Raw genomic sequence first — 15,847 nt, forward strand, 5'->3', positions numbered from 1 at the left:
CCCCGGGCTAAGCTATTGAACGCCGTTGGCGTAGAGATGGGATTGGGTGCATGTGATTGTCCAGACCCTCACGAATTCCATGCCATCCGCAGACCACCAGATGCAGCTGTTGCACGGTTCCCACATTCACCTTGACTGAATTACATCTGTACGTGTATTCTTTGACGTACAGATGTAATTGAATGTCGTTGGTGCAATCTGAGGGATCGTGATGGAAGACCGGCCGCCACTTTCAAAGGGCGAACTTCAAGTCGCCCGAGTGCTTTGGGATTGCGGTGAATCAACCGTTCGCCAGATTCATGAATCATTGCCGGCGGAGCGGGCGATGGAATTCGCCACGGTCCAAACCTATCTGAGGCGGCTGGAGCAGAAGGGCTATGCGACGGCCAAGCTGGTCGGTCGCACCCGTCACTATCGCGCCCGAGTCCGCCCTCAAACGGTGATCCGTCAAACGGTCGGCGAACTCGTCGATCAGCTGTTTGACGGCGATGCGATGCCGCTGGTGCGGCACTTGGTCGAAGATCGCTCGTTGAGTTCCGCGGAGATCAGTCAACTGCGGCAAATGGTGGATGAACTCGATCAGGGGACATCCGAATGAATTCGCTGTTGAATTTGCTGTGGGCCCAGACTTGGCAACTGACGCTATTGGCCTCCGTCGTGATGTTGGTCGCGATTGCAATTCGCTATCGCTCGCCGCGGCTGATGTATGGTTTGTGGATACTGGTGCTGATCAAAGCGGTGCTGCCACCATTGTTGCCACATCCGATCGCGCTACTGGATTGGACGTCCACGTCCAACACCGATGTCGAACAGATTGAACGCGCCCCGCCGGCAATCCAGCATTCGTCTGCAGCGGTGCCCTTGGTTTTGATCACAGTCGATCAATGGCCGGGGAGGGACCGGAGCAACGCTGGTCAAGCGGACCGGATAGTTGCCGCCGAGCAGCTCCGTGTCGCCGATCAGGCCTCGGTCCCAGATCAGCCGCTGGCGCCAACGACCGCCATTGCGTCGGTGAATGACAGGCGTCCTGTTGGCCAAGTCGCAGACAGTCTTTTTACGCCTCGCACCGCTGCGGCAACCGTGCGAACAGTGTCTGCGAAATCGCTGGGTGCCGCGCTGGTCTATTGCTGGGCGCTGGGCAGCATGGTGTTCTGGTTGCGGCAAGTGATTCTGGTGCGGCGTTTGCGGCGGCGTCTAAGCCCAACGCTCAGTCCCGCCCCGGATTGGATTCAATGCCGCACACAGGTGCTGCGTGAGCGGCTAGCCGTGACACAAAACGTCACGGTGCAGCTTTCCCCGGCAGTCGCCTCGCCCTGCGTGTTCGGGCTGGTGCACCCAAAAATCATTCTGCCGACGAGTTTGGTCGGCGACAAATCACAGCAGCAGGGCGAATCCATCGACCCGATTCTGGCGCACGAATTGATCCATCTGCGTCGCCATGATTTGCATTGGGGGATTTTTCAAAACCTGGCCGTTGGACTGTGGTGGTTCCATCCACTCGTTTGGCTGGCATCGCGACAGCTTTCGATCCAAACCGAGTTGTTGTGTGACGACACCGTGATCCGAGAATTGCAGTGCCCCCAAGCCAGCTATGCGCGGCAATTGTTGAACGTCATTGAAATGGCTGCCGCGGCGCCGCTGTCGATTTCCATTCCCCGATCGATCGCACCGAGTATGAGTGCGTTTGGTCAAACCCGTCAGAGATTGGAGAGAATCATGAAGACGAAACCAAAGCGCAGGCGAATCATTGACTGGATGGGTGCGGTAGCGCTGCTGGCGGTTGCGGTCGGCGTACTGCCAGGTGACCTGACCGCAGATGCCCCGCAACAAATCTTGCCTGCGCCACCGATCGCCGCGCCAACGCCACCTGCTGCGCCAACGCCACCTGCTGCGCCAACGCCACCTGCTGCGCCAACGCCACCTGCTGCGCCAACGCCACCTGCTGCGCCAACGCCACCTGCTGCTGCAACGCCACCTGCTGCGCCCGTGCCGGTCGCTGCGCCACAGCTGCCGATCGGACCGCCCGCACCAGCAACGCCCCCGCGGCCGTTGACCGCAGTGCCGACAGCTGTTCCTTCCGTCGCGATCGAACTGCGCAAGTATGACTTGAGCAACATGCTCGGAAAGCGATCCAGCCCGTTGAACGAGACCCAGCGGAAGCAACACATTGAGTCTTCGTTGCGAATGCGGATGCAGAATTGGGACGACCGCGACAGGGGCGCTCCCGCATCCACGATGGCTTGGATCGGATCGCAGTTGCATGTGTTTGCCACCGCAGAGCAACACGAACAGTTGGCCCAGGTCGTCACAAAACTGGACTTTGACGATCTACCCCAGATTTCAATTGCGACCCGTTTCTTAGAAGCCGACCATGAAAAGATCGGCAAACTTTTTGCCGCGATTGGAACGAAGTGGTATGCGGTGCCGCGGCAACAGCAGGACGTTGTCGCCGGCGAGACACCTCAGTCAGCGTTGTCAGAGGACCGGCTGCCCCAATTTGCCACCTGGAAAGCGGCCTCGTCATTGACCAGTCGCAGTAGCGTGCCGCTGTTGATCACGTTTATGGATGCAGCAGAAACCAAGGCGTTGCTACAGATGTTGCAACGAGACCAGTTGGCCAACCTGATGCAGACCCCCAAGGTCACGCTGTTTGATTCACAACATGCGACCGTGCAAACCGCCCGTCAACGACCGTTCATTACGTCGATGAACTGGAGTGAATCGGAAGGGGCAAAGCCGGCCATCGAAGTGTTGCTCGACGGCATGGAAACGCATCTGTTGGCGCATGTCTTGGACCGCGACGTGATTGCGTTACGATTTGCTTGTGAACAAACAGAGATCCCCAGCGTCACCGGATTTGACTTGCCGACCAAACTGAAACAGTCACGGTTGCAAACACCGCAACTGCAAACCAAACAGTTTTCGGCTGAGGTCACGATGCGAGCCAGCGAGACGGTGCTGGTGGCCTGGTTGGAGGCCGAAAACAGGGTTCGGCTGGTCACCATGACGCCTGAAATCGTTGAGTATGCCGGTCAGTTCGAAACACAACAGCAGCAGTGGTCCCTGCCGTCTGACAATGAACGAGCCGCAGTGAAGTGTGGATTGGTGCCACTGACCCATTTTCCGGGTCCCGAAGCGATTGTGCCCCAAGAAAAATCCGCCCCATCGCCTCTCGCTAGCGAGGTCCCCTTGCCGGCCGCATTGAAATCCAAACTGCTCGCGTTTCAGGCAGCGATCGAGGCTACCGAATTGACCCAGTTCAAGATCGAAAATAATTCAACGGTTGTCCTGAGTGCCGGCCCGGTCCATTTGAAATTGGGCGATGTGGGGTTGCCGATGACCGATGAGGACACGCTGGAAATCGAAGCTCGCGAGATGACGGTGGAGGTCGATGGGCAAACACTTCGCTGCACTGCCGAACGCGAGGTGAAGATCCGCAGCGACAGTTTGCAACAAATGACCGCGGATCGAGTGACGGTGGTCTTGAAGCGGTCCGATGACCAGCCAGCATCGGTTGATTTCAAGTTGACCGGCAACGCCTTGGTCGTGATGGACGACGAACTCACCCTGTCGGGCGACTCGTTTCACCTGACCGACAAGCAATGGGCGCTGCAGGGCAACGCGACGCTCAAGATGCAGCCTGAATCGGGAGACCCCAAACTGCTGCAAGCCGAGAGAATCGAAATGAATGAAGATTTCCCGGCACTGATCATCGAGCGGACCACCGCGCTCGAATCCCCGGTCAACGGACTGCCGGCTGTCGTGCGTTGACTACGATTGCAGCTTGGCGGCCGCTAGGGTGTTGTGCAGCAGCATCGCGATCGTCAGCGGTCCGACACCGCCGGGGACCGGGGTGATCGCCGACGCAACTTGCTTGGCATCGTCAAAGGCCACGTCGCCGACCAGTTTGTCACCGACGCGGTTGATTCCCACGTCGATCACAATCGCGCCGGGTTTGATCATGTCACCGGTAATCATTTCCGGGCGCCCGACGGCTGCGATCAGGCAATCGGCCTCGCGGCACACCGCCGCCAAATCAGCGGTCCGGCTATGGGCCAACGTCACGGTGGCGTTGGCAACACCGGGTCCGCACGAACCCGTTTTCTGTGCCAGCATCATTGCCATCGGTTTACCGACGATGTCGCTGCGACCGACCACGCAAACCTTTTTGCCGGCGACCGACAATCCGGATCGTCCCAGCAGTTGGACGATGCCATGTGGCGTGCAGGGTAAAAAACGCGGTCGACCTTGCATCAGCAGGCCGACATTGACCGGTGAAAATGCATCGACGTCCTTCATGGGGTCGATCGCATCCAGAATTTCTCGTTCGTCGTATTTGGTTGTTCCCCCACTGGGTAGGGGCAGCTGAACCAGGATTCCATTGACCCCGGGATCCGCGTTCAGCTCTGCGATCAGCCGCATCAATTCAGCTTGTCCGGCGTCGGCCGGCAGGCGGTGCGTTCGACCGTCGATGCCCGCTTTTTCGCAGGCACGGGCTTTGTTTCTCACATAGACCTGACTGGCGGGGTCTTCGCCCACCAAAACGGCCGTCAGGCAGGGTGCGGCGGCGGCGCTGTCAGCGACATATTTCGCGACCGCCGCGGCAACTTCCTGTCGAATTTCTGCCGCGACGCTTTTCCCATCCAAAATCTGTGCCGTCATTTTTGTCTCGTCATGCGTGGTTGCGTCACTGATAGGTCGGTTTGCTGCGGCAAACCGTCCGTCGCATCGCCATAGTGGTAAAGGCGGACGACCGTTATAGTTGCAATAGATTTACCGTTCACTCCTCGCGTCACTCGCGATTCGATATCACACAGGATTTTTGACTCGATGTCTACCGAAGCGCCCAAGCTTAGCCAGGTCGAGAAGCTCAAAGAGGAAAGTCAGTATCTAAAAGGCACCATCGACACCGAACTGGCTGCTGACACTGATCACTTCGGCAAAGACGACATCCAATTGCTGAAATTCCACGGCACCTACCAGCAAGATGACCGTGACAAACGTGCCGAATTGAAGAAAACGGGCGGCGGAAAAGCTTTTGCCATGATGGTTCGCTGCCGGATTCCTGGCGGCCGGATCACCAGCGATCAAATGCTCGCTCAACTGGATTTGTGCGACGAATTGGGCGATTCGACGCTGCGTATCACGACTCGGCAAACGCTGCAGTTGCATGGCGTGCTCAAGCAAGACTTGCGAGCCACCATCAATCGGATCAACGAGATTGAGTTGTCGACGCTGGCGGCCTGTGGCGACGTCAATCGCAACGTGATGTGCTGCCCGGCCAAACGCAACGACCAGGTGCACCGTGACATGGTGGCACTGACCGATCAATTGGTGGTCGCCCTGGCGCCTCAAACACCGGCCTATCACGAACTGTGGGTGGCCGACCCGGACAGCGGCGAAAAAACATTGCAAGGCGGCGGCCCGATCGTCGAACCGCTGTACGGCCCCCGCTATCTGCCACGAAAATTCAAAATTGGCATCGCGTTGCCCGAAGACAATTGCATCGACATCTATACCCAAGACCTGGGATTTTTGGCGGTTGTACGCGATGAAAAAATCATCGGCTACAACGTCTTGGTGGGCGGCAGCATGGGCAACACGCCGGCCAATAAAAAAACCTACCCCGCACTTAGCAAACGGATGGCGTTCTGCACTCCGCAGCAAGCCGTGGATGTCGCCAAAGCGGTGATCAAAGTCCAACGCGATTACGGAAACCGCGAAGACCGCAAACTTGCGCGAATGAAGTATCTGGTCGACAAATGGGGCGTCGAAAAATTCCGTCGCGCCGTCGAAGAATATTATGGACAGCCGCTGGAAGATTGCACCGCCGATGACGTCACCGGTTTTGATGACCACATGGGCTGGCAAGACCAGGGCGATGGCAAATTGTCCTATGGGCTGAACATCGAAAACGGTCGCCTGTACGACAACGACCATCGTCAACTCAAAGCGATGATGCGCGAGATCTGTCGCACCTTTGGAACCGAGTTGCGGATGACCGGTCACCAGAGCATCATCGTGACGGATGTTGATCCGGGCGACAAAGACAAGCTGATTGCGATTCTGAAAAAACACAATGCGCGGACCACCGAAGAAACCAGCACCGTCCGTCGCTGGTCGATGGCCTGTGTCGCGTTTCCCACCTGTGGCCTAGCGGTCACCGAAAGCGAGCGTCGCCTGCCATCGCTGATCGACGACTTGGAACAACCCCTGGCCAAACTAGGATTGGACAAGGAACGATTCACGATCCGGATGACCGGTTGCCCCAACGGGTGCGCGCGTCCCTACAACGCCGACATCGCGCTGGTCGGCAAGGCCCGCGAAAAATACACGCTGTACGTCGGTGGCGGATGGTTGGGCAATCGCCTGGCATACATCTACAAAGATATGGTGCCATCGGCTGACTTGGCTGACGAACTGATCGGGATCATGTCGGCCTTCAAATCCAACGCAAACGAAGGCGAATCGCTGGGTGAGTTTTGTGATCGGATTGGCAAAGACGACTTGGCCGTGATGGCCGCGGCCGCGCCACGACCGTAGATCAGTTAGGTTGATCCAAAAATCCGCTTTCCACTCGGTTTGCGGATCGACTCCGTCGCGACCAAATCGTAGCTGGGCCCGCCAGGGTTCAGTCGGTCTGAACACATGTAATGCCGGCGGCTTACACCGCCGGCAATTCGTGTATCTCCCCCTGGGCTAGCAATCAAGTCTCCCGATCGCGTCGGCTGTGCTAAAATCGTTGGCCTGTTCCCCCTTCAATCGCCTTCCCGATGATCTGCCATGCCAACGCGATTCCAGTCGAATTCCTTACTGACAATATTGCTGCTGCTGGGGATGGGGGCCGGTCAGTCGATCCGAGCCGAGGATGCTGCGCGGGCCGAACCTACCGTTCGCCCCAACATTTTGTTGGCGATCGCCGATGACTGGTCTTATGGTCACGCCAGTGCCTATGGATGCCAGTGGGTCCAGACACCCAGCTTTGATCGCATCGCCCGCGAAGGGTTATTGTTTGACAACGCTTTTACACCCAATGCCAAATGTGCGCCTTCGCGAGCAATCATTCTGACGGGGCGTTATTCGTGGCAACTCGAAGAAGCCGGCAACCACATGTGTTACTTTCCGGCCAAGTTTGGTGGCTATGTGGAACGCTTAGCTGCCGACGGGTATTTCGCCGGCTACACGGGCAAAGGCTGGGGGCCCGGGATCGCCAACGATGCGAACGGCAATCAGCGCGCAATCACTGGGAAAGCTTATTCGAGAAAGAAAGCTCAGCCGCCGGCCAAAAAGATCTCCAACAATGACTACGCTGGCAACTTTGAAAGTTTTTTAGCGGACGTTCCAGCCGATCAGCCATGGGTGTTTTGGTACGGAACCACCGAACCACACCGCGGCTATGAATACGGCGCAGGCGTCCGGCTAGGCAAAACGTTGGATTCGATCGACCGTGTCCCGTCGTACTGGCCCGACAACGAAACAGTACGTAACGACATGCTGGACTATGCCGTTGAAGTCGAGCACTACGACGATCATCTCGGTCGTATTTTGGAAACACTCGAACAGACCGGGCAACTCGACAACACGTTGATCGTCGCGACCAGCGATCATGGCATGCCATTCCCCCGCGCTAAAGGCCAAGCCTACGATGAATCAAACCACATTCCATTGGCGGTGCGTTGGCCGGCGGCAATCCAATCTCCCGGACGCCGCGTCACCGACTTCGTCGATTTCGCCGGCCTAGCACCCACGTTTTTGAAAGCGGCTGGCATCAACGAAGCCGGTCCCATCATGCAGCCGACCAGCGGGAAAGATCTGTTCGATATCTTTGCCGCCAGCGGCCCCGTCCCGGCACGCGATCACGTCCTGGTCGGCAAAGAACGACACGACATCGGACGTCCCGAGCGCGGCGGCTATCCGATTCGTGGCATCCGCAGAGGCGACCTGTTGTACCTGCATAATTTTGCCACCGATCGTTGGCCGGCCGGCAATCCGGAAACAGGTTATCTGAACTGCGATGGTGGCCCCACCAAGACCGAGGTCTTGGAGATGCGTCGCAGCGGAACAGCGACCACGTTTTGGAAACAGTGTTTTGGAAAGCGGCCAGAGATCGAGTTATACAATGTTGCGTCCGATCCGGATTGCGTCATCAATTTGGCCAAAGATCCCCACTACGCCAGTCAAATCGAGTCGCTCGGTGCGCAATTGGAATCCGAGTTGAAATCCCAAGGCGACCCGCGGATGTTTGGCAACGGCGACGTGTTTGACCGCTATGAGTACACCAGTCCCGCAACGGCCGGATTTTACGAACGCTACATCGCTGGCGAAAAACTAAATGCGGGTTGGGTGAACCCGGGCGATTTTGAACCCGAACCGATCGAGTAGCGATCGCTCGCTGGGCAACGAGGACGGCAAGTGATCTGTCGGCGTTTCAACCGGGGGCGACGTTCAATCTGTCCAACCGGCAAAACCCGGCCGTCGTTGGAAAAGCCATTGGATCCTTTGCCCAGGCAATGACTTTCGGTGAATCGAGGGCATAGAATTCGATTGCGGCCGATCAGAACAGGGTCGCGCGGATTCTTAGTAAGACCCACGCACGGGCTTTTCCATGAGACCTGCTTCGCAGAAGCCATCGTCGCCGCTGGCCGAGGAAGACGACGAGACATCGGACACGGTCCGGCCGATTCAAATTCAGATTGATTCGGCCGGTTGCGTGAACTACGCCAGCTACCAGAATTCAAGTCCGCTGCTGCGCAATCTGGCGATCACCAACAACTCCAATGACAGTCTGTCCGATCTGCGATTGGAGCTGTCCTCAGCACCTGGTTTTGTCCAACCAAAAGTCTGGCAAATTGATCGTATCGATTCTGAAACGACGATCACCTTGCCGACCGGCGACATCCGGCTTGACCCCGGATACTTGGATGCCTTGAACGAAGCCGAGCAAGGTTGTTTGCAAATTAGACTGTACGATCAAGATCGATTGATCGGCGATGCCCAGCACGACCTGCGTGTGTTAGCCCGCGACGAATGGGGCGGCGTTGGTGCGATGGGCGAACTGCTATCGGCCTTTGTTCAACCCAACGATCCGGCGATCAACCTGTTGCTGAAATCTGCGAGCGATATTTTGGTCGACCATGGCCGATCAGGCGCGCTTGATGGTTACCGCTGCAACGACCCCAGTCGCGTGTATCTGTTGGCATCCGCACTTTGGTCCGCGGTTGCAGATCGAGGACTCAGTTATGCCAGTCCCCCCAAAAGTTTCGAACGGGTCGGTCAAAAAACGCGCCGTCCGAGTACCGTTTTAGACGCCGGGTTGGCAACCTGTTTAGATAGCACGTTGCTGCTGGCCGCGGCACTCGAGGCAATGGGGTTGCACCCGATCATTGTGCTTAAACGCGATCACTGCTTTGTCGGTGTTTGGATGATCGAAAGCAGTTTCGGCCGTCTGATCGAAACCGATTGCAGTGAAGTCCGCAAAGCGATCGCAGGAAAGGAATTGATCGTTTTCGAAACGACATTGTTGACCCATCGCCCGGCCGCACGATTTGACGATGCAATCAAAGTTGCCGCATCCAATCTAGACGTCGAAGAACAACCGCAGTTTGTTGCTGCGATCGATGTCGCGCGCGCACGGATGGTTAAGATCCGGCCGCTGGCGTCACATCATCGTCCTGACAGCGACACTTCAAACGATGCGCAGATCCGATCGCATGGTTTGGACCTGCCGGTGAATGATCCGGGGCCACGGCCGTTGCCGCCGGAAACCAAGCCGACCACACCGGACGGCCGAATCGATCGTTGGCATCGAAAGCTGTTGGATTTGACGCTCCGCAATCGGCTGCTTCACTTCCGTTGGACAAAGCAAACGATTCCTTTTGTCTGTCCCGAAGTTTCTAAATTGGAAGACCGATTGTCCCAAGGCAAACGGCTGCGGGTCGTTTCCTTGCCTGATGCCAATGTTACCGCCGGCAGAGATGCCGAACATCATCGAACGACGCAGCACGAAGACCTGGAATCCGAGTACGCAAGCGCAGCACTTGAGCGCGGTGAAGTCTGTGCAACCTTGGGCGGTGAAGATCTAGCGAAGCGTTTAACCGCGTTGTATCGCAGTTCACGCAACGATTTGGCCGAAGGCGGATCGAACACGTTGTTTTTGGCGGTCGGTTTTTTGATCTGGAAAGAACATCCCAGTGACACACGCACGTTGCGTGCCCCGCTGTTATTGGTTCCGGTCAAATTGATTCGCAAAAGTGCTAATTCGTTGTATCAATTGGCCCACCACGAAGACGATGTGCGGTTCAACGCGACGTTGATCCAAAAGCTAAAACGCGACTTCGATTGTGATCTCTCGCAGTTTGAAAATGAACTGCCGACGGACAAAACTGGCGTTGATGTTCCACAGGTCCTAGATTCGGTGCGACGTCTGGTGCGTGAGATCCCAGGGTTCGAGGTGATTGCGGAAACCGCGCTGTCTCGGTTCTCGTTTTCGAAGTACCTGATGTGGAAAGACTTGGTCGATCGCAGTGACCAATTGGAACAGAATCGTGTCGTCCGGCATCTGGTCCGAGATCCAGACAAACCGTTCCTTGCCGCAGTCGACACAGCGATTGTCGCTCCGGCAGAGATCGACGGTCGATACGATCCAGTCGATTTAGTGCATCCCTTGGACGCCGATTCAACACAATTGGCCGCCGTGATGGCGGCCGCCGAAGGCCACGATTTTGTTTTGGTCGGACCGCCGGGCACCGGCAAAAGTCAAACGATCGCCAACATGATCGCGCAGTGTTTGGCGGCGGGGAAAACCGTGTTGTTTGTTGCGGAAAAGACAGCTGCGTTGGACGTCGTCCAGCGTCGTTTACATCAGCACGGTCTGGGAGATTTCTGTGTCGAATTACACAGCAACAAAGCCGAACGCAAGCGATTCTTGCGACAACTGGATCAAGCTTGGCAGAATGGACGCCCAGATCAAAATGGAGATCCACAGGACGACTGGATTCAGATCAACGCAGAACTGAAACTGCGGCGTGATCAATTGAATGAATATGTCAACGCCGTTCACCAGCGGGCCGCGAACGGTTGGACGCCCTATCAGGCAATGGGTGTTTCGATTCAAGGCCAATCCATCGACACGCCATCACTTCATTGGAATGATCCGAATGAACATGATCTGCAACAATTTCAACAGTTGGTCACGGTCGTCGGCGACGTGGCACGGAATTTTGATGCGGTTCGTGATTTGGATCCACTGACTGCGATCACGCATACCGAGTGGTCGATCCAATGGGAGCGTGATCTGCTGCAACAGTGCGATCGGTTGGCCGAAACGATTTCCAGTTTCGGACCTCATTTGACGCAGTTTTGTGATTCGATTGGACTGCAATGTGATGACGCCCCAGCCGAACAATTAGGCCATCTTTATCAATTGGCGCGAGAACTGGTCGACACTGCTGGGGAAGATTACCGCACTGTGTTTGATCCACAACTCGCACAGTTGCCGGCTGATCTGTCCGATCTGAAACAGGCGATCACCCGCTACGATGCCGCCGCATCGGCGTGCGGTGCAACGATCGACGATGATGTCTTACGCCAATTGCCGATCGATCAGATGGATCGGGACTGGCGCGATGCCAGCGCGTCGATCTGGCCGCTGTCGGCGCTGCGTCGACACAAACTGCAAAAGCGGATGCAGCGTTTTGCCAATCTCGGCGTTCTTGACCCGGCCAATGATCTGCAATTGGTTCGGGAAATGCAGCAGCAAATGGCGCGGATCGACGCCAATCCATTGGCGAGACGTGATCATTTGTGGCAGCACCGCAAGACGCCTATCGCGGCGACAGACCGACATCTACGCCGGTGCCAATCGATCGAGAAATTGATTCAGGAAATCGGTCGTTCGATCGCCGGCTCCGAATCTCAAGTGAGTGCGTTGCGTGATCGATTGACGCTGCGTTTGGAAGGTTTATCAACCGAATCGGCACTTGATTCGATCGCCAGACGCTTTGTGGCCAGCTACGAAGAATACGATGCGTCAGCAGGTTTGTTCGAACATTTAGCCGGTGACAAAGCGTCTCCCCGCGATTCGCTGACCGCATTGGCCGATGCATCCGAAATGGTGCAGCGAATCCAGTCCAACCGGACTGGATTACAACGTTGGACGCTATGGCAGACGGTGCACCAACGTTCGATTGAACTGGGTCTGGGACCCTTTTCAAACGCGATCCAGTGCGGCGCAGTTTCCACTGAATCGGCCGTCGAACGATTTCGTTTGGCCTACGTCCGTTGGTGGTTGCCACTGGTGATCGATTCCAGTGACGTACTGCGACGTTTCCAGCGTTTGCAGCACGAACATGTGATTGCCGAATTTGATCAATTCGACTCCGCCGCCCGTGGCGCGGCGGCGGATCGAGTGCGACAGTCAATCGCGCATCGATTGCCAGCCCAAAGCGACGTACCGCGAAAAAGCGAATTGGGAATGCTGCGTCATCAAATCGGACTCAAGCGTCCCAGCAAATCGATCCGCTCGTTGATCTCGTTGATGCCCCAGCACTTCGCATCTCTGGCGCCATGTTTGTTGATGTCACCGCTCTCGATTGCGCAATATCTGCCTGCAGATCAACCGGCCTTTGACGTCGTGATCTTTGACGAGGCATCCCAGATCACGACCTGGGACGCGATCGGTGCGATCGCCCGAGGTCGTCAAACGATCATTGTCGGCGACCCCAAACAATTGCCGCCGACCAATTTTTTTGACGGCGGTGACGACGATGAAGACGACGAGGAACTGCTGGACTATGAACGAGATCTCGAGAGCATCTTGGACGAAGCCAAGGCATCGGGGCTGCCTCTGTTGCAGCTGAACTGGCACTATCGGAGCCGGCATGAGTCGCTGATCGCATTTTCAAATCACCATTACTACGATGATCAATTGGTCACGTTTCCATCGCCGGAAACGAGTGATAGCGCTGTCTCACTGCGCCACTTGCCGCAGACCCACTACGACCGCGGCAAAACCAGAACCAACGAAATGGAAGCCCAGGCGATCGTTGCCGAAGCGATCAATCGCATGAAAGCTTGGTTGCAGCTACCGGCCGAACAACGCAAAACGTTGGGGATTGTCACGTTCAACAGTCAACAACAAACGTTGATTCTAGACCTATTAGATGAAGCCCAACGGGAATCACCGGAGATCGGTTGGTTCTTTGATGAACAGCGGATCGAACCAACCGTGGTCAAAAATCTGGAGAACGTTCAGGGCGATGAACGAGACCTGATGTTGTTCTCGATTACGTTTGGGCCGGACGCATCTGGCAAAGTACCGCTGACGTTTGGAGCACTTAATCGTGAGGGTGGCGAGCGACGATTGAATGTCGCGATCACCCGAGCTCGAGAAGAACTGATCGTGTTTTCGTCGTTCACTGCCGACCAATTGGACGCCGAGCGGTCGAAATCACGTGGCGTTCAAGATCTGAAACATTTTCTAGCGTTCGCGGAATCCGACAGCGTTGCAAACTTTGATCCGGCACATCCTGCCGCCGAAGAGATCGGTTCGCAGTTTGTCGCTGCGATGGCACAGCGACTAAAACGCATGGGATGGGATGTCGCCGAGCAAATTGGAGCCTCGGGATTTCGAATTCCACTTGCGATTCGACATCCTGACGACAGCCAGCGATTTCTCGCGGGCATTGAATGTGACGGTTTGGCGTACCACCGTTCACAAAATGCTCGCGACCGCGACAAAACGCGTGCCACGGTGTTGGAGCAATTGGGATGGACCATGCTGCGCGTTTGGTCACGCGATTGGTGGTACGACCCCGAGGGTGCCGCGTCAGAGCTGGATCATCAATTGACCGAACTACTGCGTGGCTAGGCAGCGCGACGTTGGCGACTCGCCGCGTCGATGCGTGTTCGCACATTCGCCATGGCGCCGATTTCACTGGGAGTCGCGCCTGCGTACCAAGCACGGTCTGCGATAGCCTGGACAATCCGTTCGGCGATCGTGACAGCGCGAGCACCGGCGGTTCCATTGACCGTTGGCGACATTCCCGACTGAATGCTGATCACAAAATCGTGCAGCTCATCCAGAATGGCGTTTCGAGGTTCAAGTTCCGTCGAACTGATCTGCAAGTGATCGTTAAACAGTTCGTCCGCATATGCCAACGGATTGTCGGTCGCTTGATCGAGTTCGAATGATCGCTGCACCAGCATGTCGCTGGGACGAACCATGTGCAGGGCGGGGCCGGAGAAATCAATTTCTGCGAACCCGTTGGACCCGAACACTTGCATGCCACGCGCCGGGGTGGGGCTGACACGGGAAGCTTTCAGATTGGCGACCAATCCACATTCAAATTCCAGGCGTGCTTCGGCGATGTCTTCGTGGTCGCTGACAACGGCCAAGCCGCTGGCCGAAACATTGTTGAGCGCGGCATTGGTCATTGCACAGACCAGGTCGATGTCGTGGATCATCAGGTCCATCACCACACCAACGTCCAAACAACGGCCGGGGAATCGCGAGGCACGGACGGCTTCAACGTATTTCGCGTCGACACCGACGTCACCGAGTGCGGTGAAGGCGGGATTGAATCGTTCGACATGGCCGACCTGCAGCGTCAGCCGACGCGAATCGGCCAACATCGCCAGTTTGTTGGCGTCGGCCGCCGTGGTGGCCAATGGTTTTTCCACCAGCAAGTGTTTGCCGGCCTTCAGTAGATCCGTCGCAATTTCGGCATGAGCATCGGTGGGAGCCGCGATCACGGCGGCGTCAATTTTGTCGACTAATTCGCGGTAGTCGGCGACGACAGGCACGTCAAACAGTGTTGAGGCATTGTCACGCGCGGAATCGACGGGGTCACTGATCGCGACCAATTCGGCCCCATCGACACTTCCGAGTAGTTTGGCGTGAATGCGGCCCAAATGGCCGGCTCCAATAACCGCAACACGTAATCGACTCATGCTACTTTCTTGCTCCGTTGGTCTTGGCCACGCCCGTGATGTCCGCTGCAGGAACGATCGACGCAGTCAAAGAGATGTTTGATGACGGGACGAATCGGGCCTTTGGAGAACATCGTCTCGCGGGCTTTTTCGACACCGACACGCGATCGATACAACAATTTGAAAGCAGCGGTCAAGACCGCGATGTCTTCGGCGGTGTAACCGTGACGTTTCAAACCGATCGAATTGATCGCTCTGGGTTTGGTCGGTTGGCCATCGACGATGGTGTAGGGCGGTACATCGTGCAGCACGCGGCTCATCGCACTGACAAAGCTCAATTGCCCGACACTAGCAAAGTGCGACACGCCGACTCCACCGGCCAAGGTGACATCGTTTCCGATTCGAACATGTCCGCCCAACATGCCGTTATTGGCGATCACGATGCGATCGCCGATCTTGCAATCATGGGCGATGTGGGTGCCAGCCATGAAGTAGTTGTTGTTTCCGATTTCCGTGATGCCGTCTTCTTTCTCGGTGGCACGGTTGACCGTGCTGTGCTCACGAAAAATGTTGTTGTCACCGATCACCACCTGCGTCGGTGTTTCTTTGTAGCTGGTGTCTTGGGGGTGAGCTCCGATGATGCTGCCAGGGAAAATGTGGTTGTCTTCGCCGATCGTACAGCGACCCGTGACAACCACATGCTCTTCAATCAGCGTTCCATCGCCGATTTTTGCATCGGGGCCGATCACCGAAAAGTGGCCGATTCGGACGCCGCTTCCGAGCTGCGCTCTGGGATCAACAACGGCTGTTTGAGCGATGACAACACTCATGGCAATCAATGATTCGGAAGGAATTGGAATGAAACGGCAAAACTTCATGTTTGTGCCGCGGATCAAGTTGACGTTACTGAATCGATCGA

8 protein-coding genes are annotated in these 15,847 nt (G+C 56.5%); 5 read left to right on the plus strand and 3 right to left on the minus strand.

Annotated features, from left to right (window positions below; translation table 11 throughout):
- Positions 1-211: 211 nt before the first annotated feature.
- Both NHH03_RS03005 and NHH03_RS03010 read left to right on the plus strand, forming a co-directional pair.
- Positions 212-598 (plus strand): BlaI/MecI/CopY family transcriptional regulator, encoded by a 387-nt coding sequence (locus tag NHH03_RS03005; protein WP_253154260.1) that lies wholly within the window; start codon positions 212-214, stop codon positions 596-598.
- Positions 595-3,771 carry a M56 family metallopeptidase gene (locus NHH03_RS03010; RefSeq protein WP_253154261.1) on the plus strand — a complete coding sequence of 1,059 codons (3,177 nt, stop codon included), beginning with the start codon at positions 595-597 and terminating at the stop codon, positions 3,769-3,771. The genes NHH03_RS03005 and NHH03_RS03010 overlap by 4 nt, the downstream gene beginning before the upstream one ends.
- Here the strand turns inward: NHH03_RS03010 and folD are convergent, their stop codons facing one another.
- Positions 3,772-4,662, minus strand: a complete 891-nt coding sequence (gene folD / locus NHH03_RS03015) for a bifunctional methylenetetrahydrofolate dehydrogenase/methenyltetrahydrofolate cyclohydrolase FolD (RefSeq protein ID WP_253154262.1) — start codon at positions 4,660-4,662, stop codon at positions 3,772-3,774.
- A 168-nt stretch (positions 4,663-4,830) separates the two neighbouring features.
- On the opposite strand from folD, the gene NHH03_RS03020 reads away from it, so the two are divergent.
- The 3 genes from NHH03_RS03020 (at position 4,831) to NHH03_RS03030 (ending at position 13,867) form a co-directional block, all read left to right on the plus strand.
- Positions 4,831-6,543, plus strand: coding sequence for an NADPH-dependent assimilatory sulfite reductase hemoprotein subunit (locus NHH03_RS03020; protein ID WP_253154263.1), 1,713 nt, complete (start codon positions 4,831-4,833; stop codon positions 6,541-6,543).
- A gap of 240 nt (positions 6,544-6,783) precedes the next feature.
- A complete protein-coding gene (locus NHH03_RS03025; protein WP_253154264.1) occupies positions 6,784-8,382 on the plus strand; it encodes a sulfatase family protein in 1,599 nt (532 codons plus the stop codon).
- A 223-nt stretch (positions 8,383-8,605) separates the two neighbouring features.
- Positions 8,606-13,867: a DUF4011 domain-containing protein gene (locus tag NHH03_RS03030; protein WP_253154265.1), complete on the plus strand. Its 5,262-nt coding sequence runs from the start codon at positions 8,606-8,608 to the stop codon at positions 13,865-13,867.
- Here NHH03_RS03030 and NHH03_RS03035 read toward each other — a convergent pair.
- Positions 13,864-14,949 carry a Gfo/Idh/MocA family oxidoreductase gene (locus NHH03_RS03035; RefSeq protein WP_253154266.1) on the minus strand — a complete coding sequence of 362 codons (1,086 nt, stop codon included), beginning with the start codon at positions 14,947-14,949 and terminating at the stop codon, positions 13,864-13,866. The two genes, NHH03_RS03030 and NHH03_RS03035, sit on opposite strands and share 4 nt — an antisense overlap.
- Positions 14,946-15,758 (minus strand): acyl-ACP--UDP-N-acetylglucosamine O-acyltransferase, encoded by an 813-nt coding sequence (gene lpxA, locus NHH03_RS03040; protein WP_253154267.1) that lies wholly within the window; start codon positions 15,756-15,758, stop codon positions 14,946-14,948. The genes NHH03_RS03035 and lpxA overlap by 4 nt, the downstream gene beginning before the upstream one ends.
- Between the last annotated feature and the right edge of the window lie 89 nt (positions 15,759-15,847).

Source organism: Stieleria tagensis (assembly GCF_024129865.1).
In the GTDB taxonomy this organism is placed as follows: Bacteria; Planctomycetota; Planctomycetia; order Pirellulales; family Pirellulaceae; genus Stieleria; species Stieleria tagensis.

Bases quoted from the DNA above. Each gene is read 5' to 3' on its own strand.
- NHH03_RS03005 (WP_253154260.1), top strand. From the start codon at position 212: ATGGAAGACCGGCCGCCACTTTCAAAGGGCGAACTTCAAGTCGCCCGA.
- NHH03_RS03020 (WP_253154263.1), top strand. From the start codon at position 4,831: ATGTCTACCGAAGCGCCCAAGCTTAGCCAGGTCGAGAAGCTCAAAGAG.
- NHH03_RS03030 (WP_253154265.1), top strand. From the start codon at position 8,606: ATGAGACCTGCTTCGCAGAAGCCATCGTCGCCGCTGGCCGAGGAAGAC.
- folD (WP_253154262.1), bottom strand. From the start codon at position 4,662: ATGACGGCACAGATTTTGGATGGGAAAAGCGTCGCGGCAGAAATTCGA.
- NHH03_RS03010 (WP_253154261.1), top strand. From the start codon at position 595: ATGAATTCGCTGTTGAATTTGCTGTGGGCCCAGACTTGGCAACTGACG.
- NHH03_RS03025 (WP_253154264.1), top strand. From the start codon at position 6,784: ATGCCAACGCGATTCCAGTCGAATTCCTTACTGACAATATTGCTGCTG.
- lpxA (WP_253154267.1), bottom strand. From the start codon at position 15,758: ATGAGTGTTGTCATCGCTCAAACAGCCGTTGTTGATCCCAGAGCGCAG.
- NHH03_RS03035 (WP_253154266.1), bottom strand. From the start codon at position 14,949: ATGAGTCGATTACGTGTTGCGGTTATTGGAGCCGGCCATTTGGGCCGC.